The sequence below is a fragment of the Falsiroseomonas algicola genome (genome assembly GCF_011040385.1).
GTDB classification, from domain to species: Bacteria; Pseudomonadota; Alphaproteobacteria; order Acetobacterales; family Acetobacteraceae; genus Falsiroseomonas; species Falsiroseomonas algicola.
In genome coordinates, this window is the sequence record NZ_JAAIKB010000001.1 from 1,069,826 (window position 1) to 1,089,484 (window position 19,659).

The window sequence follows — 19,659 nt, forward strand, 5'->3', positions numbered from 1 at the left end:
GCTCAGCCACACCGCGCGGCCGCATCTGGACGGCATCTACAACCCTGGGCCGCAGTTTCTTAACGGATTCTGAAAAAACGCCTTGAAACCTCAGGAAGTTCCGGGAGTCTATCTATGCAGGGTTGATATCCAGAGGTAAAATTAAACCAACTGCGTGAGATGCTCAGGATCGGCTCCGGCAAGGTGCTGGACGAGCTGGTGCGGGCGCGTCTGCGGCTCTGGCCGCAGCAGCCGCCCGGCGTGACGGTAACGCCGAAGCAGCCAGGCACCTGGCTGCGGGGCCGGCCCGGGGAGCCTAGCCTGGTCGCCCAACCCTTCCTGAAACTGCCGGGCACCAACACCTATCGCACCATCCCGGACGGCCTGTGGCTGCATTTCAGCCCCGACCCCGCCGACCGCTACGCCGACATCCTGTGCATCGAGGCCTGCGGCTCCATCGCCAACCTCCAGGACAAGCGCGCCCGTTTCGCGCCCTCCACCACCTCGCTGCTCGTGGTCTGTCCGCTGCGCTGGCTGCTGGACCCGGTGGGGCCGGAGGATCGCACCCCGCGCTGGAAGCTGATCCGGCTGCTGCGGGAGGTGCCGACGGAACCGCTCGTGCTGCCGGTGCGCGACCTCCGCGTGCTCTACGGCCTGAAGTCGCGCCACTACCTCGGCTTCGCGCGGTCGCAGATGCCGCAGCCGCATGAGTATTTCTGCCCGATGGACGCCCTGACGGCGGAGGATGGCCATACGGCGCCGGAGATGCGGTCCCTGATCGGCCGCGCCAGCGCCACCGCCAACTTCATGACGCCACCCTGAGGCCTTCGCCGCCGCGCCGGGGGTCGGGGGACCCCCGGCGGGGTGGCCAGGCGATGGGGGTGCTGACACAGGAAGTTCACACTCCCCCCCTGCCCGACCGGCCATGACGCCGTTAGATGCGTGCGGCGAAATGAAGGGGGACATGACGGCATGGCATTCGGCAGGCGTCTATTCGGCTTCGCGGCAACCGCGCTGCTGGCCCGTCCGGCCCTGGCGCAAGGCGTCAGCGGCCCGCTGGTGCTCTACACCTCCCAGCTCGAACCCGACGCGGCCCAGACGGTGGAGGCCTTCCGCCGCCGCCACCCCGGCGTCACCGTGGAATGGATCCGCGCCGGCACCGGCCAGATCATGACGCGGCTGCGCGCCGAGATCGCCGCTGGCCAGCCCCGCCCCGACGTGCTGCTGCTGGCCGATGGCCTGACCTTCGAAAGCCTCCGTGCCGAGGGCCGTCTGCGCCCGAGCCCCGAGGTCGCCACCGCCGGCACGCCGCCCGACCAGGTCGATGCCGGTCGCGCCTATTTCGGCACCAAGCTCATCACCACGGGCATCATGCACCATGCCCGCGCGCCCTTCGCGCCGCGCAAGTGGGAGGATCTGCTTCAGCCCCGGGCCCGCAACCAGGTCGCCATGCCCTCCCCGGCCGTCTCCGGCGCCGCCGCCATCCATGTCACGGCGCTGGTGCAGAACCCGGCGCTGGGCTGGGATTACGTGGAGAAGCTGGTCCGCAACGGCGTCCAGGCCCGCGGCGGCAACGGCCCCGTCATGCAGGCGGTCGCGGGCGCGGAGCGCGCCTTCGGCATCGCCATCGACTACCTGCCGATCCGCGAACAGCGCAACGGCGCCCCGGTCCGCTTCGTCTTCCCGGAGGATGGCGTCTCCGCCATCACGGAGCCCGCGGCCATCCTCTCCACCACCCGCAACGCCCCGGCCGCCATCGCCTTCATCGATTTCCTGCTGAGCCGGGAGGGCCAGGAACTCGCCTCCCGCCAGGGCTTCCTGCCGATCGACCCGGAGGTCGCGCCCCCGCCCGGCTTCCCCGACCCGAAGTCGATCCGCATCATGCCCCTCGACGCCGCCCGCGCGGCGCGGGAGCAGGAGGACATCCTGCGCCGCTTCGCCCAACTGACCGGCGGCTGAGCCACCCCGCTTGACCAGGACCGAGGGCCCGGGCCGCGCCACGGCGGTGCTCGCGGTCGGCTGGCTGCTGCTGGTCGGCGCCGTGCCGCTGGCGCGGCTGCTGGCCGAAAGCCTGGCCGGCACCGCCCTGCCCGCCGCACTGTCCGATCCCGCCACCTGGCGCGCCGCCTCCTGGTCGCTGGTGCTGGCACTCGGCGCCGCGGCGCTGGCCACCGCGATCGGTGCCGCGCTGGCCTGGGCGCTGCTGCTGCGCGGCCTGCCCGCGCGCGGCGTGCTGATCTTCGGCGCGGTGCTGCCCGCGCTGGTGCCGGCGCAGGTCATGGCGCTGGGCTGGATCCAGGCCGGCGGCCCGGCCTCCCCCCTCCTCCTGGCGCTCGACCTCGCGCCGCCCATCGGCACGCCGAACCCGATCTACTCCGCGGCAGGCATGGTGGCGCTGCTCGCGGTCCAATCCGCCCCCCTGGTCTTCCTGGCCCTCGCCGCCCTGCTCCGCCGCGTGCCCGGGGAGGTGGTGCTGGCCGCGCGGGGCCTCGGCGCCACGCCGGACCAGGCGCTGCGCCGCGCCGTCTGGCCGCTGCTGGCCCCGGGCCTGCTGGCCGGCGCCGGCCTCGCCTATGTCGCCGCGCTCGGCAATTTCGGCGTCGGCGCGCTGATCGGCATCCCCGCCCGCATCCCCGTCCTGCCGGTGCTGATCTGGCAGCGGCTCTCCGCCGGCGGCACGGCGAGCCTGGCCCAGGCCGCGGCGCTGGCGCTGATCCTCGCCGCCATGGCCGCGCCCGCCCTGGTGCTGCAATCCCTCGCCGCGAAGCGCGCCCCCGCCGCCGGGCGCCTGGCCTTCGAGGCGCTTCCGCTTCGCCGCGCCACCCGCGCCGCCGCCCTGGGTGGCGTGCTGCTCTACCTCGCCATCGTGCTGCTGGTGCCGATGCTGGCGCTGGTCGCCGCCGCGCTTGTCCCCGCCATCGGCATGGAATTGTCGGGGGAGACGGCGACGCTCCGTCATTTCCTCGCCGCTCTCGCCCCCGGCGCGCAGACGGCGCGGTCCTTCGGCAATTCGCTGATGCTCTCGACCGGCGCGGCCCTGGTGCTGGCGCTGGCGGCGCTGCCCATCGCCATGGCGATGCGCGCCCGCGCCGTGCGCCTCGCCACCACCGCGACGGACCTGCCCTATGCGCTTCCCGGCGCCTGCACCAGCGTGGCCGCGATCCTGGTCGTGCTGTCCCTGCCCGGCGGCGGGGCGCTCTACGGCACGCTGGGTCTCATCGGCCTCGCCTACCTCACCCGCTTCCAGGCCCTGGCGCTGCGCCCGGTCGCCGCCGCCGCTGCGCGGCTCGATCCCACGCTGGACGAGGCCGCGCGCGGCATGGGCGCCGGCGCTCTCCGCCGCCTCTTCAGCGTCCACCTGCCGCCGCTGGCCCCGGCACTGGCGGCAGGGGCCATCCTGGTCTCCCTGACCGCGGTGAACGAGGTGACGGTCTCCTCGCTCCTCTACGGCCCGGGGACGCAGACGCTCGGCGTGCTCGTCTTCAACCTGCAGGAAAGCGGCCAGTCGCCGCTGGCCGCCGCCGTCTCCTGCCTCGCGCTGCTGCTGAGCGCGGCGTTGATGGCCATGGCGACGCTGGCGGCGAGGCGCCTGCCGGCAGGGACCCTGCCCTGGCGGCCGTGACGAGACGCTGGAAACCGCCGCGTCGTCCCGCTACCTCTTCGGCATGAGCGAGCCCCTGACCGTGCAGCTGCGCAGCGAGGCCCTGGTCGAATTCGTCCTCCGCCGGGCCGCCGCCCAGCATCGCACGCCCGACAGCGTGATCGAGGAGTTGGTCCGGCAGGAACAGGCCCTGGCCGAAGCCGAGGCACGCCCCATCACCCTGACCGTGGGGGAGCCCGCGGCTGGCGGCAGCTTGCTGCGCGACGATGGAGAGACGGAGGCCGAGTTCGCCAGCCGCCGCGCCTCCTTCGCCTGGTTGACGGGCCAGCGCTGACCCCGCCGCTCCAGCTCGGCGATTTCGTCTGGACCGCCTTTCCCGAGGCCGAGGCGCCGGTGCGCCCGGGCCCGCGCCACATCGGCTACACCCTGCATGTGGAGATGCGGGCGGATGGCCGCTTCGGCGCCATCCTGGCCTACACCACGACGAGCGGCCTCGACTTCCCGGGCCGAATGCCGGCAGGGGTGCTCGCCTTCACCGCCGCGGCCGCCGAAGCATTGGGGCAGCGCAAGCCGTTCCGGCTGGACCTCCGCCGCCTCGCCTGGCTGCCGGTCACGCCAGCCTGGTTCCAGGATCTCGCCACGCCGACGCGTGGCGTCACGGGCCGCGCCCCGCGCGACCTGCGGCGCGACATCCAGGCCGCCTTCGACGCCATGGCAAGGCGGCAGCCCGAACTCCTGACCCGCCTCGGTCCGCTCTGGGGCGCGGACTGACAGCCCTACCTCACCAGGCTCCAGAACATCCTGAGCACCGTGATCCCCAGGAACACCGCGAAGCACCGCTTCAGCAGCAGCGGCGGGATGGAATGCGCCAGGTGCACGCCCCAGGGGGCCGCGATCAGGCTCGCCGGCACGATCAGCGCGAAGCCGATCAGGTTGACGTAGCCCAGGCTCAGCGGCGGCAGCAGCGTGTTGCCCCAGCCCCCATAGATGAAGCCCATCGTGGCGGGGATGGAGATGATGACGCCGAAGGCACTCGCGGTGGCCACCGCGCTGCGGATCGGCGCGCCGAACATGGACAGGATCGGCACCCCCACCGTGCCGCCGCCGATGCCCATCATCGCGCTGATGCCGCCGATGAAGGTGCCGAGCGCGTGGCGCTGGCCGCCTGTCGGGAAGCTCTCCCGCAGCTTCCAGTCCACGCCGGTGAAGCCCATGTTCACCGCGACCAGCAGCGCGATCACGGCGAAGACCGCGGTATGCGCGCTGCCCTTCACCACGATGCCGAGCAGCGTGCCGATCAGCACGCCGAAGGCGATGGAGGGCACGAGCGAGCGCAGCAGCGCCACATCCATCGTGCCCTTGGCGAAGTGCTTCCGCGCGGACTGGATGGAGGTCGGGATGATGGTCGCGAGCGAGGTGCCCACCGCCAGCTTCATCTGCACCGCCTCGGGAATCCCGAACAGGGGAAAGATGCTGAACAGCACGGGGACGATGACGATGCCGCCCCCCACGCCCAGAAGCCCCGCGAGCAGGCCGGAGAAGAGCCCGGTCGCCGCCATCGCCGCGGCCAGGCCGGCCAGCCACAGCGGATCGTACATATGTTCCAAGGAAGCCACTCTCTGATGGAATAAGGGCGGTCGCTCTTGCGCCGCGCGGGGTACTCTTGCGCGCCGCACGCCGTGGTGCAGCAATGACCGTGCCATACAGCCCGCATCCCGCGTCGTCACCCCCAGGACCCTCCCCGTGCCGATCATCGCTGACCCGTGGTTCTGGGTGCTTGCCATCCCCGCCGTGCTGCTGACCGGCATCACCAAGGCGGGCTTTGCCTCCGGCGCGGGCAATTCCATGGTGCCCCTGATGTCGCTGGTGATCCCGGCGCCGCAGGCGGCCGGCATCGCCCTGCCGCTGCTCTGCGCCATGGACATCGCCTCGCTGAAGGCCTGGTGGGGCAAGTGGTCCCGGGAACAGCTCTGGATCATCATGCCGGGCGGTCTGCTCGGCGTGCTGGTCGGCGCGGCCATCTTCGGCTTCCTGCCGGATGCCGCGGTGAAGCTGATGGTGGGCGCCATCGCCCTCATCTTCCTGGCGCGCAGCCTGTGGCAGGGCCGCCCCGGCCGCGTGCCGCCGCCGCCCGCCACCAGCCACCGGGGCAAGGGCGCCTTCTGGGGGATGATGTCGGGCCTGACCAGCACCATCGCCCATGCCGGCGGCCCGCCGCTGGCCGTCTATCTCTACCCGCTGAGGCTGGAGCGTGCGGCCCTCGCTGCCACCACGGTCGTTTTCTTCGGCGTGGTGAACTACGTGAAGCTCGTCCCCTATTTCCTGCTCGGCCAGCTCTCCGTGACCAATGTCCTCACCAGCCTCGTGCTGCTGCCGCTGGTGCCGATCGGCGTCCGCATGGGCATCTGGCTGCAGGGGCGGATGAGCGACCTGGTCTTCTATCGCATCGTCTATGTCATGCTCGCGATCAGCGGCACCAAGCTTGTCCATGATGGCCTGAAGGGACTGATCTGATGCTCGGCGTCCTCGGCGGCATGGGCCCGCTGGCTTCCGCACAGTTCATGCTGCGCCTCACGCTGCTGACGCCCGCGACGCGGGACCAGGACCACATCCCCGCCGTCCTCTGGTCCGACCCCCGCGTGCCGGACCGCACGGCGGCCCGGATCGCCGGCGGCGAGGACCCGCTGCCCGCCCTGCTGCGCGGCATCCGGGGGCTGGAAGCCGCCGGCGCCACCGCCATCGCCATCCCCTGCAACACGGCGCATGGCTGGTTCGAAGGCATGCAGGAAGCCACCCGCCTCCCCATCCTCCACATCGTCGATGCGGCGGAGGCCGAGCTGCTGCGCCAGGGCGTGACGCCCGGCCCGATCGGCCTGATGGGTACCGCCGGCACGCTGGCCATGCGGCTCTACCAGGAACGCCTGGATGCGCGGGGCTGGACCTGCCTGACCCCCTCGCCCGAGGAAATGGACCGCCTCGTCACCCCCGGCATCACCGAGGTGAAGGCCAACAACGTCGCCGCCGCCTATGCCCCGCTGGCGGAGGCCGCGCGGCTGCTGGTCGGGCGCGGCGCCCGCGCCGTGGTGCTGGGCTGCACGGAGATCCCACTCGGCATCGCCGCCGGCCCCGCGCTCCCCTTCCCCGTCTGCGACACCATCGATGGCCTGGCCCGCGCCGCCATCCGCCACTGCCACCGCCCGGCCTGATCCCGCTTCGGCATCGCCCCGAGCCCCATTATCCGGATTGCCGGCGCCGGCTGGCGGCCCGCATCGTCGGGGCCGGAGACCAAGCCCATGCCCCGCGCCGCCCGCCTGCTCGCCTGCCTCGCGCTTCTCGCCGCGCCCACCGCGGCGCAGGAAATCCGGATCGGCGTGGAGCTCTTCCCCAACAGCCTCGACCCCCACTGGCACAATTTCGGCGGCAACAAGGGCTTCGCCGCGCATCTCTACGAACCGCTCGTGGCGCTCGATGCGCAGCAGCGCCCGGCCGCGGCCCTGGCCACGGCCCGGACGGCGACGGACCCGACCACCTGGCGCCTCGACCTCCGCCCCGGCGTCACCTTCCATGACGGCGCGCCCCTCACCGCCGCCGATGTCGCCCACACGCTGACGCGCGCCGCGAACGTTCCCGGCAGCCCCTCCTCCTTCGCCGTCTATCTCCGCCAGATCACGGCTGTGGAGACGCCCGATGCCGCGACGGTCATCCTCCGCACCGCCGCGCCCTTCCCGCTGATGCCCGTCTATCTCAGCCAGGTGCCGATCATCCGAGCGACGGGCGCCAGCACTGCCGATTTCGATTCCGGCCGCGCCGCCATCGGCACCGGCCCCTTCCGCCTCACGGGCTTCGCGCGCGGCGACCAGGTCGCGATGGCCCGCAACGACGCCTGGTGGGGCCCCGCCACGCCCTGGGCCCGCGCCACCATCCGCAACATGGCCCAGCCCGCCACCCGGGTCGCGGCGCTGCTGGCCGGCGACCTCGATGCCATCGATGCCGCGCCGCCGCAGGACCTGCCGCGCCTCTCCGCCGATCCGCGGCTCCGCGTCTCCACCCTCGTCGCCCCCGCCGTCGCCGGCTTCCACCTGGACATGACGGAGCGCGCGCCCCCCGGCATCGCCGCCGCCGATGGCACCCCCCTGGCCCGCAACCCCCTGCTGGACCACCGGGTGAGGGAGGCCCTCTCCCTCGCCATCCAGCGCGACGCCATCGTGGACCGGGTCATGGGCGGCCAGGCGCGACTCGCCGGCCAGTTCATGCCGCCCGGCGCCTATGGTCACGCCCCCGGCCTGGCGCCCCCGCCCTACGACCCCGCCCGCGCCCGCGCGCTGCTGGCGGAAGCCGGCTACCCCCAGGGATTCCGCCTGACCCTCCACTGCCAGAACAACCGCTTCGTGAATGACGAGCAGATCTGCCAGGCCGTCGCCCAGATGCTGACCCGCGCGGGCCTGCGCACCACGGTGGAGGCGATGCCCCACGTCATGCATGTCGCCCGCAGCCGCAACCGGGAGTTCAGCCTCTGGACCGGCCTCTGGAACGTCGAGACCGGGGAGCCGACCTCCCCCCTCGTAACCCTGCTGGGCACGGTGGACGAGGCCCGCGGACGCGGCCAGTTCAATCGCGGCCGCTACAGCAACCCGGCCTTCGATTCGCTGCTCGACCAGGCGCTGGCGGAGCTGGATGATGCGGCGCGGGAGCGCCTGCTGGTCCAGGCGACGGAGATCGCCTTCCGCGACGTCGCCCTCATCCCCCTGCACCACCAGATGCATCTCTGGGCCCACCGCGCCGGCCGCCGCCACGCGCCGCGCCTCGATGGCTATACCCGCGCGATGGATTTCGTCCCGGAATGATCGAAACAGCCCGCGCCGTATTGCGATGCGGTCACTTGAACCGACGACCGGCCTCGTCGTATAAACGGCCATGCAGATGAGAATTATTCTCAACTGAGTCGCAACTCCCCCGAGTTGCAGCTCTGGCCTGCACCGCCTCAGCCTGCGCCTGACCAGACATTGCCGACGGGAGTTTCCATGGGCCGCGAATTCAGTCACATCGCCCGCCGCTGCGAACGCGCCGTCGTGACCGCGTATCGCGAACTGCGCGACGGCGGTGAGGCCGATATCCAGGCCTTCACCGCCTGCACCACCCTCTACCGCATCCACCACCCGGAGGCGTCGATGCAGGAAGCGCGGCGACTCGTCTCCGAATGGATCGACCACCATATCGTCCGCGCGGCCCAGACGCCGACCGACGGCTGCGCCTGCGACTGATCAGCTGACCGGCGGGGTCCTATCCCCCCGCCAGCGTCGCCGCCACCGTCCGCTCGGCGAGTGACGCGAGGCCCGAGGCCGCCGCCCCCGCCTCCACCGCCCGCCCCTCGCGGGATGCCTGCTCCACCGCTGCCAGCAGGTCGGCCAGCGGCCGCGCGCCGGCCATGCGCGCCGCACCCTTCAGGCGGTGCGCCGCCGCTGCCGCCCCAGGCAGGTCGCCGGCCGCCAACGCGGCCGCCACCGCCTCCCCATCCCGCTTCACCCCCTCCCGGAAGGTGTTGAGTAGCCCGGCGAGGCGCGCGGGATCGCTGCCGAACAGGCTGCGCAGCGCCTCCGGGTCGAACAGCATCGGCCCCGGCTCGGCCACCGCCGTCTCCACCCGCCCCGGGGATTGCGGCATGAATCGTCCCAGCACCCGCGCCAGCTGGTCCAGCGCCAGCGGCTTCGGCAGGAAGGCATCCATCCCCGCGGCGTAGCAGCGCTCATCCTCGCCGCGCATCGCATTCGCCGTCACCGCCACCAGCGCCGTGCGGGCACTGCCCGGCGCCAGCTGCTCCTCCCGCCGGATCGCGCGCGCAAGGTCGAGCCCGTCCATCACCGGCATGTGCAGGTCGACCAGCGCCACGCGGTGGCGTGCCTGGCGCCACAGCGCCAGCGCCTGCGCGCCATCCTCCGCCATGTCCGCCTGGCAGCCCAGCAGTTCCAGCTGCCGCGCAAGCACCTCCCGGTTCACCGGATGGTCATCCACCACCAGCAGCCGTGGCGCGGCCTCGCCCTCCATCGGCGGCAGCGCCGGCGCGGCCAGCGCGGGCGGCGCCTCCATCGGCTCCGCCGGCATCAGCCGCAGCGTCACGGTGAAGCGGCTGCCCCGCCCCGCCGTGCTCTCCACCACCACGTCGCCACCCATCAGCCTCGCCAGCCGCCGCACGATGGACAGCCCGAGTCCCGTGCCGCCGAAGCGCCGCGTCGTCGAGGAATCGGCCTGCGCGAAGGGCTGGAAGAGCCGCCCCAGCTGCTCCGCCGTCATGCCGACGCCGCTATCCTCCACCATCAGCGTCACGACGATGGCGACGCCCTCCGCCATCGCTTCCGGCCGCGCGGAGCAGCGCAGCCGCACGAAGCCGACATCGGTGAACTTGATGGCATTGCCGACCAGGTTGAACAGGATCTGCCGCACCCTGACCGGATCGCCCGCCACCAGGTCCGGCGCCTGCGGCGTGACGGGGCCCAATGGATCCGCGAAGAGCAGCAGCCCCTTCCGCTTGGCCTCCACCGCCAGCGTATCCACCGCCCCTTCGACCAGGCCGCGGAGCGAGAAGGGCAGCGCCTCCAGCTCCATCCGCCCCGCCTCGATCTTCGAGAAGTCGAGCAGGTCGTCGATGATGCGCAGCAGCGATCCCGCGCTCTCCCGCATCACCGCCACGCAGCGCGTCAGCGCCGGGCCGGGCGGCGTGCGTTCCAGCACCTCGATCATGCCGAGCACGCCGTTCATCGGCGTGCGGATCTCGTGGCTCATCGCCGCGAGGAAGGCGGATTTCGCGCGGTTCGCCGCCTCCGCCGCATCGCGCGCCGCGGCCAGCGCGCCTTCCTGGCGCTTGCGGTCGGTGATGTCGGTGTAGGTGCGGACCATGGATCCGTCCTCCATCCGCCGCGCATGCACCTCCAGCACCGTGCCGTCATGGCGCGCGCGCTCGTAGCGCTTCTCCTCCATGGGTTCGTCGGCCAGCGCGCGCCGCGCCTGCTCCGCCCCTTCCGCGCTGCTGTCGTAGTCGCCCCGCGCGCGCTGGTAGGCCACCATCTCCGCGAAGCGCACGCCCGGCCGCGCCAGCGCATCGGGCAGCGCCAGCAATTCGGCGGCGCGGCGGTTGATGACGCTGACATGCCCATCGGGCCCCACCAGCAGCAGCCCCTGGCCCATCGCCTCGATCGTCGCGGTCAGCGCGGCATAGGTCCCGCGCGCGGCGTCCCGCGCCTCCGCCAGCGCCGCTTCCTGGCCCTTCCGTTCCGTGATGTCCGTGAAGGTCCGGACCGTGCGGCCGTCAGGCAACGTCACGGAATGCACCTCCAGCGCCGACCCGTCGGCCATGCGCCGTTCGTAGTGCCCCTCATGCACCGCGGCACCCGCCAGCACCTCCCGCGCCCGCTCCGCCGCCGCCGGGTCGCGGTCGTATTCGCCCGTCTCCAGCTGCCAGGCGGCGATCTCCTCCAACCGCGTCCCTTCCCGCGCGAGGAAGGGCGGCAGGCGCAGCAGCTCGATGGCCCGGCCGTTGATCACCTGCACCCGCCGATCGGGCGAGAACATGATCAGCCCCTGGCTCATATGCTGGATGGTGACCGCCAGGCTGCTTTCCGCCGCCTGAGCCACGTCCCGCGCCTGGCGCAGCTCATCCTCCCGCGCGCGCAGGCGGGTGATGTTGCGATAGGCCGACAGCACGCTGCCATCCGCCAGGCGCTGCCGCGTGATCTCCATCCAGTATCCGGCAGGCGAAAGCCTGACATCCGGCTCCCCCCCCGCGCCCAGGATGCCGGCGGCCCGCGCCTCCACCGCCGCCTCCATCGCGGCCCCTTCCGCCGGCGGCGGCCCGTAGTCGCCGCGGCGCAGCATCAGCCGCAGGATGTCCCGCCCCTCCGCCCCCGGCCGGGCCAGCGCCGCGGGGATGCCGTAGTAATGCGCCAGCTGCCGGTTCATCAGCCGCACGCGGAAATCGGGCGACCACAGCACCAGCCCGTCCTGCATGCTGTCGAGCACCAGCTCATGCGTCGCCCGCGCCGCCTGCAGCTCCTCCTCCCGCGCCTTCAGCGCGGAGATGTCGCGGTAGATGACCAGCACGCCGCCATCGGGCGTCGCGACGGAGGACGCCTCGATCCATTCTCCCTGCTTGCCGCGCACCTGCACCGGCCCGCTGCCGGGATGTCGTGCGAGCGACAGCCGCGCCTCCACCGCCGCCTCGAAGGCCGCCGCGTCCTCCGGCACCGGCCCGTGGTCGCCGCGCCGCATCCGGTAGCGCATCGCCTCCACCGCGGAGGCGCCCGGCCGCCCGATCGCCTCCGGCAGCGCGAAGAAATCGATCGCGGCGCGGTTGCCCAGCAGGAAGTTGAGGTTGCGATCCATCAGCACGACGCCATCGGTCATGCTGTCCAGGATCAGCCGGTGCATGGCCCGCGCCCCGGCCAGCTCCTCCTCCCGCTGCTTCAGCGCGGTGACGTCGCGATACATCAGCACGGCGCCGCCGCCCGAGACGGGGATGGTCTTCACCTCCAGCCACATGCCCGATGGCGTGCGACGGATGTAGGAGACACCGCCCGGCCGGTTCAGCAGCGCCGCGCGCTGCGTCACGCGCGCCTCCAGCTCCGCCTTGTCGCGCGGCGGCGGGCCGAACTCGCCCCGCTCATCCTGGTAGCGCATCACGTCCAGCACGCTGACGCCCTTGTAGGCCATGTGCAGCGGGAACTCGCCGACGCGGATGGTCTCCCGGTTGAAGAACTGCACCTTCATCTCGGCATCCCACATGACGACGCCGTCGGTCATGTGGTCGAACACCGTCTCCAGCGTGGATCGCGCGGCGGAAAGCGCTTCCTCCTGCCGCTTGAGGTCGGTGATGTCGGCGGCCGTCAGCACCAGGCCGCGCGACATCCGGCGGAGGTGCAGCTGGAACCAGGCGCCGCAGGCCGTGCGCCAGACGGTGGCGCGCTCCGCCTCGCCCGCCGCCGGCAGCCAGCTATCCGGGTCCTCCGGCCGCGCGAATCCGGGATTGGCCGCGGCGCCGCCCCGCCCGATCGCCGCCAGCAGATCCCGCAGCCCATCCCCCACCACCGGCGGCGGCGCCTCCGGCGGCAGCAGCCGGCTGAATTCCGGGTTGAAGGAGACAAGCCGCCCATCGGCGGCAAACAGGGCGAAGGGCCCGGCGAGATGCGCCAGCGCCTCCGCCTGCAGGCTGGCGACCTCGTCCGGCGGCGATCCGCCGGCGGGCCGGTCGTGTTCGGGCATGCCACCATCATGCCGCTTTCCGCCGCTTATTGTGTTTCGCCGCATGCAACGGTTTGTTTCATCGGTTTCGCCGCGCCCCCGCCCGAGTCGACGACAGCACGATCTGTCCGAATGGACAGATCCCCTGCTGTAGAAGATATTGTTTCTAAAGCACGAAATGGGTTCACATCGATGGAGCGTGAATCGATGGTGCTTCAGGCGGCCACACAGTGACAGGAGAGCCAGGCATGGCCGGAGGCACGACCAACCTGCTGGTGGTGGAAGACGATCCGTTCCAGCGGGAAACGGTCTGCGCCTATCTGTCCAACCAGGGATTCGCGGTCGATGGCGTGGCGGATGGCCCCGCCTTCCGCGCCGCCATCGCGGCATCGATGCCCGACGCCGTCCTGATGGATGTGGGCCTGCCGGGCGGCGAGGATGGCTTCGCCCTGGCACGCTGGCTGCGGGCGCTCTCGCCCAGCGTCGGCATCATCATGCTGACCGCGGCGGGCGACCTGGTGGATCGCGTGGTCGGCCTGGAATCCGGCGCCGACGACTACGTCACCAAGCCCTTCGAGCCGCGGGAGCTGCTGGCCCGCATCCGCGCCGTGATGCGCCGCGCCCATGCCGAGGCCGCCGCGGCGCCCCAGAAGCCCGAGAACCTGGCCCCCGGCCGGGTCCGCATGGGCGGCGCCGTGCTGGACCTCAAGCGCGGCCTGCTGCTGACTGCCGATGGGCGGGAGGACACGCTGACCGAGGGCGAGTTCACCCTGCTGAAGCTCTTCGTGGACAACCCGAACCGCGCGCTGCACCGCGACTGGCTGCTGGAACGCACGAGTGGCGAGGAGGAGCCCGAGGCCTTCGACCGCGCCATCGACCTTCGCATCATGCGGCTGCGTCGCAAGGTGGAACGCAACCCCGCCCGCCCCATGGCCATCCGCACCGTCCGCGGCGTCGGCTACCTCTTCGATCCCGAGGCGGGGTGAGGCCTCTCCCGCCCCCGCGCTTGCGGGGGAGGGTCGGGGTGGGGGTCGCGCGGGCGCTGACGAAGGGGGAATGCGCCAGGCCGCTCCGCCCCATGGCCACACAAGCTGGCCGGTGCTTCAACGCCCCCATGCGCGCCTCCTTCTCCGCCCAGGCTCTCTTCGCCGGGCTCCTCGCCGCCTTCGTGGGCTTCGCCTCCTCCTTCGCCGTGGTGCTCCAGGGCCTCAGCGCGGTCGGCGCCAGCCCGGCCCAGGCGGCCTCCGGCCTGACGGCGCTCGCCATCGCCATGGGGCTCTGCGGCATCGTGCTCAGCCTGTGGCGGCGCATGCCCATCACCGTCGCCTGGTCCACGCCCGGCGCCGCGCTGCTGGCGGGCTCCGCGGTGCCGGAGGGCGGCTTCCCCGCGGCCGTGGGCGCCTTCATCGCGGCCGCGCTGCTGGTGCTGGTGGCGGGGCTCTGGAAGCCGCTCGGCCGCGCCGTGGCGCGCATCCCCGCCCCCATCGCGAACGCCATGCTGGCCGGCGTGCTCTTCGGCCTCTGCCTCGCCCCCGTCCGCGCGGTGGAGCAGATGCCAACCCTCGCCTTGCCGGTCATCCTCACCTGGCTGGTGGTCGGGCGCCTCAACCGCCTGCTGGCCGTGCCGGCGGCCGTGGTGGTCACGGTCGGGTTGCTGTGGTGGCAGGCACCGCCGATGGGCGACCTGTCCTTCAGCCCCGTCGCCGTGCTGGTCGTGCCGGCCTTCGATGCCACCGCCATGGTCGGCATCGCCCTGCCGCTGTTCCTGGTGGCGATGGCGTCGCAGAACATTCCGGGCATGGCGGTGCTGAACGTGAACGGCTACCGCCCGGACCCGGGGCCGCTTTTCACGACGACGGGCCTGTTCAGCCTGGCCGCCGCGCCACTCGGCGGGCATGGCGTGAACCTCGCTGCCATCACCGCGGCGCTCTGCGCGGGCGACACCGCCCATCCCGATCGCAGCCGCCGCTGGTGGGCCGCCGTCATCGCCGGGATCGGCTACTGCCTCTTCGGCCTCGCCGCCGGCGCGGCGGCCGCCTTCATCGCCGCCGCGCCGCCGATCCTGATCCAGGCGGTCGCCGGCCTCGCGCTGCTGGGCAGCTTCGGCGCCGCCATCGTCGCGGGGCTGTCGGACGTGGCGGACCGTGAGGCCGCGGTCGTCACCTTCCTCGTCACCGCCTCCGGCCTCACCGTGCTGGGCATCGGCGGCGCCTTCTGGGGCCTGCTGGCCGGCGGCGCCGTCATGGCCTTCGCGCGCTGGAAGCGTTAGCGCGCGTTCAGCTTGCGGTGCGCCAGCAGATGCGCCACTGCCGTCAGCACCAGCGTGGACGCCATCAGCACGAAGGCGATGGCGCCGCCAAAGGGCCAGTTGTTCTGCTCGATGAACTGGCCATAGACCAGCGGCCCCATCATCTGGAAGCGCGGCCCGCCGATCAGCACCGGCGTCGCATAGGCGTTCATGCCGAGGATGAAGGTCAGCATGCAGCCCGCCACCACGCCCGGCATGGCGAGCGGCAGCAGCACGCGCCAGAACATGCGCGCGGGCGGGGCGCCGAGGTTGAAGGCCGCCTCCTCCACCGATCGGTCGATGCCCTCGATCACGCTCTGCAGGCTCAGCACCATGAAGGGCAGGTTCACCGCGGTGATGCCGATGATGACGGCGGGCTCGGTGTACATGATGTCGATGGGCCCGCTGGTGAGGCCGATCCCCATCAGCGACGCATTCACCACGCCCTTCGCGCCGAAGGCCACCATCCAGCCAGCCGCGCGCACGGCATTGCCGACGAAGAGCGGCAGCACGACGGCGATCAGCAGCAGGTTCTTGTATCGACTCTGCGTCCGCGCCAGCACATAGGCCAGCGGGAAGCCGAGCACGAGGCAGATCAGCATCACCACGAAGGCGATGCGCACGGTGCGCCACAGGATGTTCAGGTAGAAGGCGTCGGTGAAGAAGCGAACGTAGTTGTCGATGGTCAGCGCATCGACCATGAACTGCCCGGGCACGAAGGCATTCAGGCTGTAGCGGAACAGCAGGCAGAGCGGCACCAACAGCGCCACCACGACGAAGATCGTGGCCGGCGCCACCAGCCCCGCCGCATTCCAGGGAATGCGGCGGGTGTCGGAGACGGTCAGGCTCAAGCCTTGAACACCCGGTCCCACCAATCCTTCATCGCGTTGTTCTCGCGCGCCAGATAGGCGTAGTCGAGGTCCACGAGCCGCCGCTGCTCCTCGGCCGTGAAGCCGATGCGGGCGGAGAGGTCCGGCGCCACCACGGCATTCGTCACCGTCGGGTTGAAGCCCATGTCGACGGCGAAGGCCTCCTGCGCGGACTTCTCCAGCATCGCGTCCATATAGGCATAGGCGCCGGCCTTGTTCGGCGCATTCTTCGCGATGGAGAAGCCGGAGACATACATCGGCACGCCTTCCACGGGTGCGACCATCTGCACCGGGATATTGGCGTTCTGCCACTGCACGCCGCGCGCCTTCCACATCATGCCGAGCGCGATCTCCTCCGACTGCATCGCCGCCGCGAAGGCCTCGTTGGTGGGATAGAGACGCGCGCCGGCGCGCTTCGCCGCCAGCAGCAATTCCTTGCCCGGCTCGATGTTGGAGACGGTGCCGCCGGCCGCCAGCGCCGCCGCCACCATCACGAACTGGTACTGGATGTCGATGAAGCCGATCTTGTTGCCGTGGCGCGGATCGATCGCTTCGCGGAAGCCGGTTGGCGCGGCTACCAGCTTCGGGTTGTAGAGCACGACCTTGCCCGAATAGATGTGGCCGATGCCGTATTTGTAGCGCATCGCGGGGATGATGTTGGCGGCGTTGCGGAGGCGGGAGTAGTCGATCTCCTCCGCCACGCCGGCCTCGCCCATCTCATGCATGTTGGCCGCCGAGAAGCCCTGGATGTCCGCCGTGCCGCGCGGCAGGCGGCGTTCCGCCACCATCTTGGCGCGCCGCGGCGCGTCGCTGGCCTGGTCCTGCACCACCTCCCAGCCCTGCGGCTTCAGGATCGGCTCCTCGATATTCTTGGTCAGCAGCCGGGCATAGTCGCCGCCCCAGGTGCCGACCACGACGCGCCCGCGCCCCTGCGCCCGCGCGCTTCCCGCGCCCAGCGCCACCGCGCCCGCCCCCAGCAGCGCCTGGCGCCGCGTCACCGAAAACCTGCTCATGCTCGCCTCTCCTTGTTGAAGCCCGCGGATCTTCACGCCGCGTCAGGGAACACCATGCCGGCCGCGCGCGGCCAGCCGATGGGAATGGTCTCGCCCAGCGCCGGCGGGCGCATGCCCGCACGATTGGGCACATGCACCACCAGCTTCTCGCCCTCCGCGATGCGGCAATGCAGTTCGATCAGCGGGCCGAGATAGGAGACGAACTCCACCACGCCCGACAGGCGGTTCTCCTCACCCTCCGGCGGCGCCAGGTGCACCGCCTCCGGCCGGATCGCGAGCACCGCGGGGCCTGGCGCGGCCTCCGGCACGGCCAGATCGACGCCGCCCGCCGTCACGAAACGCCCCTGCCCCGCCATGCGCCCGGGCAGGAAGGTGCTGCGCCCGACGAAGCCTGCGACGAAGCGATCCGCCGGCCGTTCGTAGAGGTCCTGCTGGCTGCCCACCTGGCGGATCGCGCCTTCCGCCATCACCACGAGGCGGTCGGCCACCGTCAGCGCCTCCTCCTGGTCATGCGTCACCATGATCGTGGTCAGGCCGAGCTGGCGCTGGAGCTGGCGGATCTCGACCCGCACCTCCTCCCGCAGCTTGGCGTCGAGGTTCGACAGCGGCTCATCCAGCAGCAGCACGTCGGGATGGATGGCGAGTGCGCGCGCCAGCGCCGCGCGCTGCTGCTGCCCGCCCGACATCTGCCGCGGCAGGCGCGCGGCATAGGCCTCCATCCGCACCATGCGCAGCGCCTCCATGGCCCGCGCCTCGCGCTCGGCCTTCGGCACCTTCCGCATCTCGAGCCCGAAGGCCACGTTCTCCGCCACCGTCATGTGCGGGAACAGCGCGTAGTTCTGGAACACCATGCCGGTGTTGCGCAGCCAGGGCGGGCTGCCCGTGATGTCCCGCCCGCCGAGGCGGATCACCCCCGCGCTCGGCTCCACGAAGCCCGCGACCATGCGAAGCGTCGTCGTCTTGCCGCAGCCCGAGGGCCCCAGCAGCACGAGGAACTCCCCATCCGCGACGTCGAGCGTCACGTCCCGCACCGTGGTCAGCGCGCCGTAGCGCTTGGTGAGGTTCGCGATCTCGAGCCTGGCCATGCGCTACACCACCTGGGAGAGTTTGACGAAGCGGTCGGTGACCAGCATGGCCGCGCCGATGACCACGATCTGCACCAGCGACACCGCCGCCACCACGGGATCGATCTTCCAGGCGAGATACTGGAGGATCGCGATCGGCAGGGTCGTCTGCCCCGGCGCCACCAGGAACATCGATGCCTCCAGATTGCCGAAGGAGGTGACGAAGCCGAACAGCGCGCCCGCCACGACTCCGGGCCGGATCGCGGGCAGGGTCACGCGGCGAAAGGCAATCCAGGGCGTGGCGCCGAGGCTCAGCGCCGCCTCCCCGATGGAGGGGTTCAAGGTGGAGAGGCTCGCCGTCACCAGCCGCACGCACCAGGGAATCACGATCAGCGCATGCGCCGCGACGAGGCCCGCCATGGATCCCAGCAGCGGCCACTCCGTCGCGATCTCCACCTCCATCTCGCCGACATAGAAGGCGGCGCCGAGCACGACGCCGGGCACCACCAGCGGCAGCATCAGCAGCGTGTTGAGGATGGGCTTCAGCGGCAGGCCGCTTCGCACCAGCGCCAGGCTCGCCGGCACCGCGAGCGCGAGCCCGATCGCGGTCGCCATGACGCTGACCTGCAGGCTGACCATGAAGCCGCTGGCGAAGGCGCGGTTGTCCGGGATGGCCGCGAACCAGCGCAGCGTATAGCCCGTGGGCGGGAAGGACGGGATTTCCTGCCGGAAGAAGGCAAGCCAGGCCACCAGCAGCAGCGGCGTCACGATGATGGCCAGCGAGAAGCCGGCACTGCCGCGCAGCGCCAGGCGCCGCAGGCCCCGCGATGCCATCAGCCGCCCCCCGCCTGCCGGCGTGCGCGTTCCCGCACCAGGCGCTGGCGCGGCGGCTCGGCCACCGCGAAGGCCGCGAGGATCGGCGCCGGCAGCGGCCGCGCCGCGCCCCCCGCATCCTGCCCGAGCCATCCCCGCAGCTGCCGCTTCCACCAATCCAGCATGGCGGCGTAGTAGGCGGGATCATTGCGCAGCACGTTCTGCGCGATCATGCCGCGGATCAGGCACATGGTCGCATTGAGCGAGACCTGCGCCTCTTCCCGCGGGATGCCCGCCACCGCCGAAAGCCGCGTCCAGCTAGCATCGAGCGCCGCGTGGAATTCCCGCACCACCGGCAGCAGCCTCTCCCGGAACGGCGCGTTGTGGCGGGCCTCCGGCAGGAACTCCATGGTCACCTGGAACAGCCCGCCCGCCATCATGTCCCAGAGGTAGTCGACCAGCGCCTCGATCGGCATGGTCGGCGCGGGATAGGCGTCGCAGAGCTTCCGCAACCCCGCCGTCGCCTGGTCCAGCAGCCAGGCGATGGAATCGACCAGCAGGTCCTCCCGGCTCGCGAAATGGTAGGTCAGGGCGCCGCGGGAGACGCCGGCGCGGCGCGCGATGTCGGGCGTCGTCATCCGCGTCAGCCCCTGGTCGCGCAGCGCCTCCACGGTCGCACGCAGCAGCCGCGCCCGGGTTTCCTCCCGGCGCTCCTCCTGGGTCCGGCGGCGCGGCATCACTGTCATCATGCGATTGAGACAGCCCACAAACAAACACGCAAGCCTGTTCTTACGGCGGATCCGGC

Annotated in this window: 18 protein-coding genes; 11 read left to right on the plus strand and 7 right to left on the minus strand. The window is 71.7% G+C overall.

Annotation, left to right across the window (positions count from 1 at the left end):
- The first annotated feature begins 159 nt into the window (after positions 1-159).
- The 5 genes from G3576_RS05175 to G3576_RS05195 all read left to right on the plus strand — a co-directional run bounded on the left by G3576_RS05175 (position 160) and on the right by G3576_RS05195 (position 4,351).
- Positions 160-801, plus strand: a complete 642-nt coding sequence (locus tag G3576_RS05175) for a hypothetical protein (protein WP_164693217.1) — start codon at positions 160-162, stop codon at positions 799-801.
- Positions 802-951: 150 nt separating this feature from the next.
- Positions 952-1,938 carry an ABC transporter substrate-binding protein gene (locus G3576_RS05180; RefSeq protein WP_164693218.1) on the plus strand — a complete coding sequence of 329 codons (987 nt, stop codon included), beginning with the start codon at positions 952-954 and terminating at the stop codon, positions 1,936-1,938.
- 10 nt (positions 1,939-1,948) lie between these two features.
- On the plus strand, positions 1,949-3,601 hold the full coding sequence (locus tag G3576_RS05185; RefSeq protein WP_164693219.1) for an ABC transporter permease: 1,653 nt from the start codon (positions 1,949-1,951) through the stop codon (positions 3,599-3,601).
- A gap of 43 nt (positions 3,602-3,644) precedes the next feature.
- Positions 3,645-3,914, plus strand: coding sequence for a hypothetical protein (locus G3576_RS05190; protein ID WP_164693220.1), 270 nt, complete (start codon positions 3,645-3,647; stop codon positions 3,912-3,914).
- A 59-nt stretch (positions 3,915-3,973) separates the two neighbouring features.
- Complete coding sequence (locus tag G3576_RS05195) at positions 3,974-4,351, plus strand: hypothetical protein (protein WP_164693221.1); 378 nt, start codon at positions 3,974-3,976, stop codon at positions 4,349-4,351.
- Positions 4,352-4,356: 5 nt separating this feature from the next.
- On the opposite strand, the gene G3576_RS05200 is transcribed toward G3576_RS05195, so the two are convergent.
- Entirely contained in the window at positions 4,357-5,178 is an 822-nt protein-coding gene (locus tag G3576_RS05200; RefSeq protein ID WP_164693222.1) for a sulfite exporter TauE/SafE family protein, read from the minus strand.
- 145 nt (positions 5,179-5,323) lie between these two features.
- Between G3576_RS05200 and G3576_RS05205 the strand changes: the two genes are divergently transcribed.
- The 4 genes from G3576_RS05205 to G3576_RS05220 all read left to right on the plus strand — a co-directional run bounded on the left by G3576_RS05205 (position 5,324) and on the right by G3576_RS05220 (position 8,841).
- Positions 5,324-6,094: a sulfite exporter TauE/SafE family protein gene (locus tag G3576_RS05205; RefSeq protein ID WP_164693223.1), complete on the plus strand. Its 771-nt coding sequence runs from the start codon at positions 5,324-5,326 to the stop codon at positions 6,092-6,094.
- A complete protein-coding gene (gene cuyB, locus G3576_RS05210; RefSeq protein ID WP_164693224.1) occupies positions 6,094-6,786 on the plus strand; it encodes a cysteate racemase in 693 nt (230 codons plus the stop codon). The genes G3576_RS05205 and cuyB overlap by 1 nt, the downstream gene beginning before the upstream one ends.
- A gap of 87 nt (positions 6,787-6,873) precedes the next feature.
- A complete protein-coding gene (locus G3576_RS05215) occupies positions 6,874-8,424 on the plus strand; it encodes an ABC transporter substrate-binding protein (protein ID WP_164693225.1) in 1,551 nt (516 codons plus the stop codon).
- Positions 8,425-8,601: 177 nt separating this feature from the next.
- Complete coding sequence (locus G3576_RS05220; protein WP_164693226.1) at positions 8,602-8,841, plus strand: hypothetical protein; 240 nt, start codon at positions 8,602-8,604, stop codon at positions 8,839-8,841.
- A 19-nt stretch (positions 8,842-8,860) separates the two neighbouring features.
- Here the strand turns inward: G3576_RS05220 and G3576_RS05225 are convergent, their stop codons facing one another.
- Complete coding sequence (locus G3576_RS05225; RefSeq protein ID WP_164693227.1) at positions 8,861-12,829, minus strand: PAS-domain containing protein; 3,969 nt, start codon at positions 12,827-12,829, stop codon at positions 8,861-8,863.
- Between the two features lie 227 nt (positions 12,830-13,056).
- On the opposite strand from G3576_RS05225, the gene G3576_RS05230 reads away from it, so the two are divergent.
- Together G3576_RS05230 and G3576_RS05235 are read left to right on the plus strand one after the other, a co-directional pair.
- Positions 13,057-13,794, plus strand: coding sequence for a response regulator (locus G3576_RS05230; RefSeq protein ID WP_164693228.1), 738 nt, complete (start codon positions 13,057-13,059; stop codon positions 13,792-13,794).
- Between the two features lie 128 nt (positions 13,795-13,922).
- The gene (locus G3576_RS05235) at positions 13,923-15,077 is read left to right on the plus strand and encodes a benzoate/H(+) symporter BenE family transporter (RefSeq protein ID WP_164693229.1); all 1,155 of its coding nucleotides are present in this window, start codon (positions 13,923-13,925) and stop codon (positions 15,075-15,077) included.
- Here G3576_RS05235 and G3576_RS05240 read toward each other — a convergent pair.
- Genes G3576_RS05240 through G3576_RS05260 form a run of 5 tightly spaced genes read right to left on the minus strand, consistent with a single transcriptional unit; the run spans position 15,074 to position 19,591 of the window.
- Entirely contained in the window at positions 15,074-15,946 is an 873-nt protein-coding gene (locus G3576_RS05240) for an ABC transporter permease (RefSeq protein WP_164693230.1), read from the minus strand. The two genes, G3576_RS05235 and G3576_RS05240, sit on opposite strands and share 4 nt — an antisense overlap.
- Complete coding sequence (locus G3576_RS05245; RefSeq protein ID WP_164693231.1) at positions 15,943-16,977, minus strand: extracellular solute-binding protein; 1,035 nt, start codon at positions 16,975-16,977, stop codon at positions 15,943-15,945. Before G3576_RS05245 ends, G3576_RS05240 begins: the two co-directional genes overlap by 4 nt.
- A 32-nt stretch (positions 16,978-17,009) precedes the next feature.
- Entirely contained in the window at positions 17,010-18,062 is a 1,053-nt protein-coding gene (locus G3576_RS05250) for an ABC transporter ATP-binding protein (RefSeq protein WP_164693232.1), read from the minus strand.
- Between the two features lie 3 nt (positions 18,063-18,065).
- Entirely contained in the window at positions 18,066-18,875 is an 810-nt protein-coding gene (locus G3576_RS05255) for an ABC transporter permease (protein WP_207622633.1), read from the minus strand.
- Positions 18,875-19,591, minus strand: a complete 717-nt coding sequence (locus tag G3576_RS05260; protein WP_235951394.1) for a TetR/AcrR family transcriptional regulator — start codon at positions 19,589-19,591, stop codon at positions 18,875-18,877. Before G3576_RS05260 ends, G3576_RS05255 begins: the two co-directional genes overlap by 1 nt.
- Between the last annotated feature and the right edge of the window lie 68 nt (positions 19,592-19,659).

Bases quoted from the DNA above. Each gene is read 5' to 3' on its own strand.
- G3576_RS05255 (WP_207622633.1), bottom strand. From the start codon at position 18,875: ATGGCATCGCGGGGCCTGCGGCGCCTGGCGCTGCGCGGCAGTGCCGGC.
- G3576_RS05200 (WP_164693222.1), bottom strand. From the start codon at position 5,178: ATGTACGATCCGCTGTGGCTGGCCGGCCTGGCCGCGGCGATGGCGGCG.
- G3576_RS05235 (WP_164693229.1), top strand. From the start codon at position 13,923: ATGCGCGCCTCCTTCTCCGCCCAGGCTCTCTTCGCCGGGCTCCTCGCC.
- G3576_RS05175 (WP_164693217.1), top strand. From the start codon at position 160: ATGCTCAGGATCGGCTCCGGCAAGGTGCTGGACGAGCTGGTGCGGGCG.
- G3576_RS05225 (WP_164693227.1), bottom strand. From the start codon at position 12,829: ATGCCCGAACACGACCGGCCCGCCGGCGGATCGCCGCCGGACGAGGTC.
- G3576_RS05245 (WP_164693231.1), bottom strand. From the start codon at position 16,977: ATGAGCAGGTTTTCGGTGACGCGGCGCCAGGCGCTGCTGGGGGCGGGC.
- G3576_RS05220 (WP_164693226.1), top strand. From the start codon at position 8,602: ATGGGCCGCGAATTCAGTCACATCGCCCGCCGCTGCGAACGCGCCGTC.
- G3576_RS05215 (WP_164693225.1), top strand. From the start codon at position 6,874: ATGCCCCGCGCCGCCCGCCTGCTCGCCTGCCTCGCGCTTCTCGCCGCG.
- G3576_RS05250 (WP_164693232.1), bottom strand. From the start codon at position 18,062: ATGGCCAGGCTCGAGATCGCGAACCTCACCAAGCGCTACGGCGCGCTG.
- G3576_RS05260 (WP_235951394.1), bottom strand. From the start codon at position 19,591: ATGCCGCGCCGCCGGACCCAGGAGGAGCGCCGGGAGGAAACCCGGGCG.
- G3576_RS05180 (WP_164693218.1), top strand. From the start codon at position 952: ATGGCATTCGGCAGGCGTCTATTCGGCTTCGCGGCAACCGCGCTGCTG.
- G3576_RS05230 (WP_164693228.1), top strand. From the start codon at position 13,057: ATGGCCGGAGGCACGACCAACCTGCTGGTGGTGGAAGACGATCCGTTC.
- cuyB (WP_164693224.1), top strand. From the start codon at position 6,094: ATGCTCGGCGTCCTCGGCGGCATGGGCCCGCTGGCTTCCGCACAGTTC.
- G3576_RS05190 (WP_164693220.1), top strand. From the start codon at position 3,645: ATGAGCGAGCCCCTGACCGTGCAGCTGCGCAGCGAGGCCCTGGTCGAA.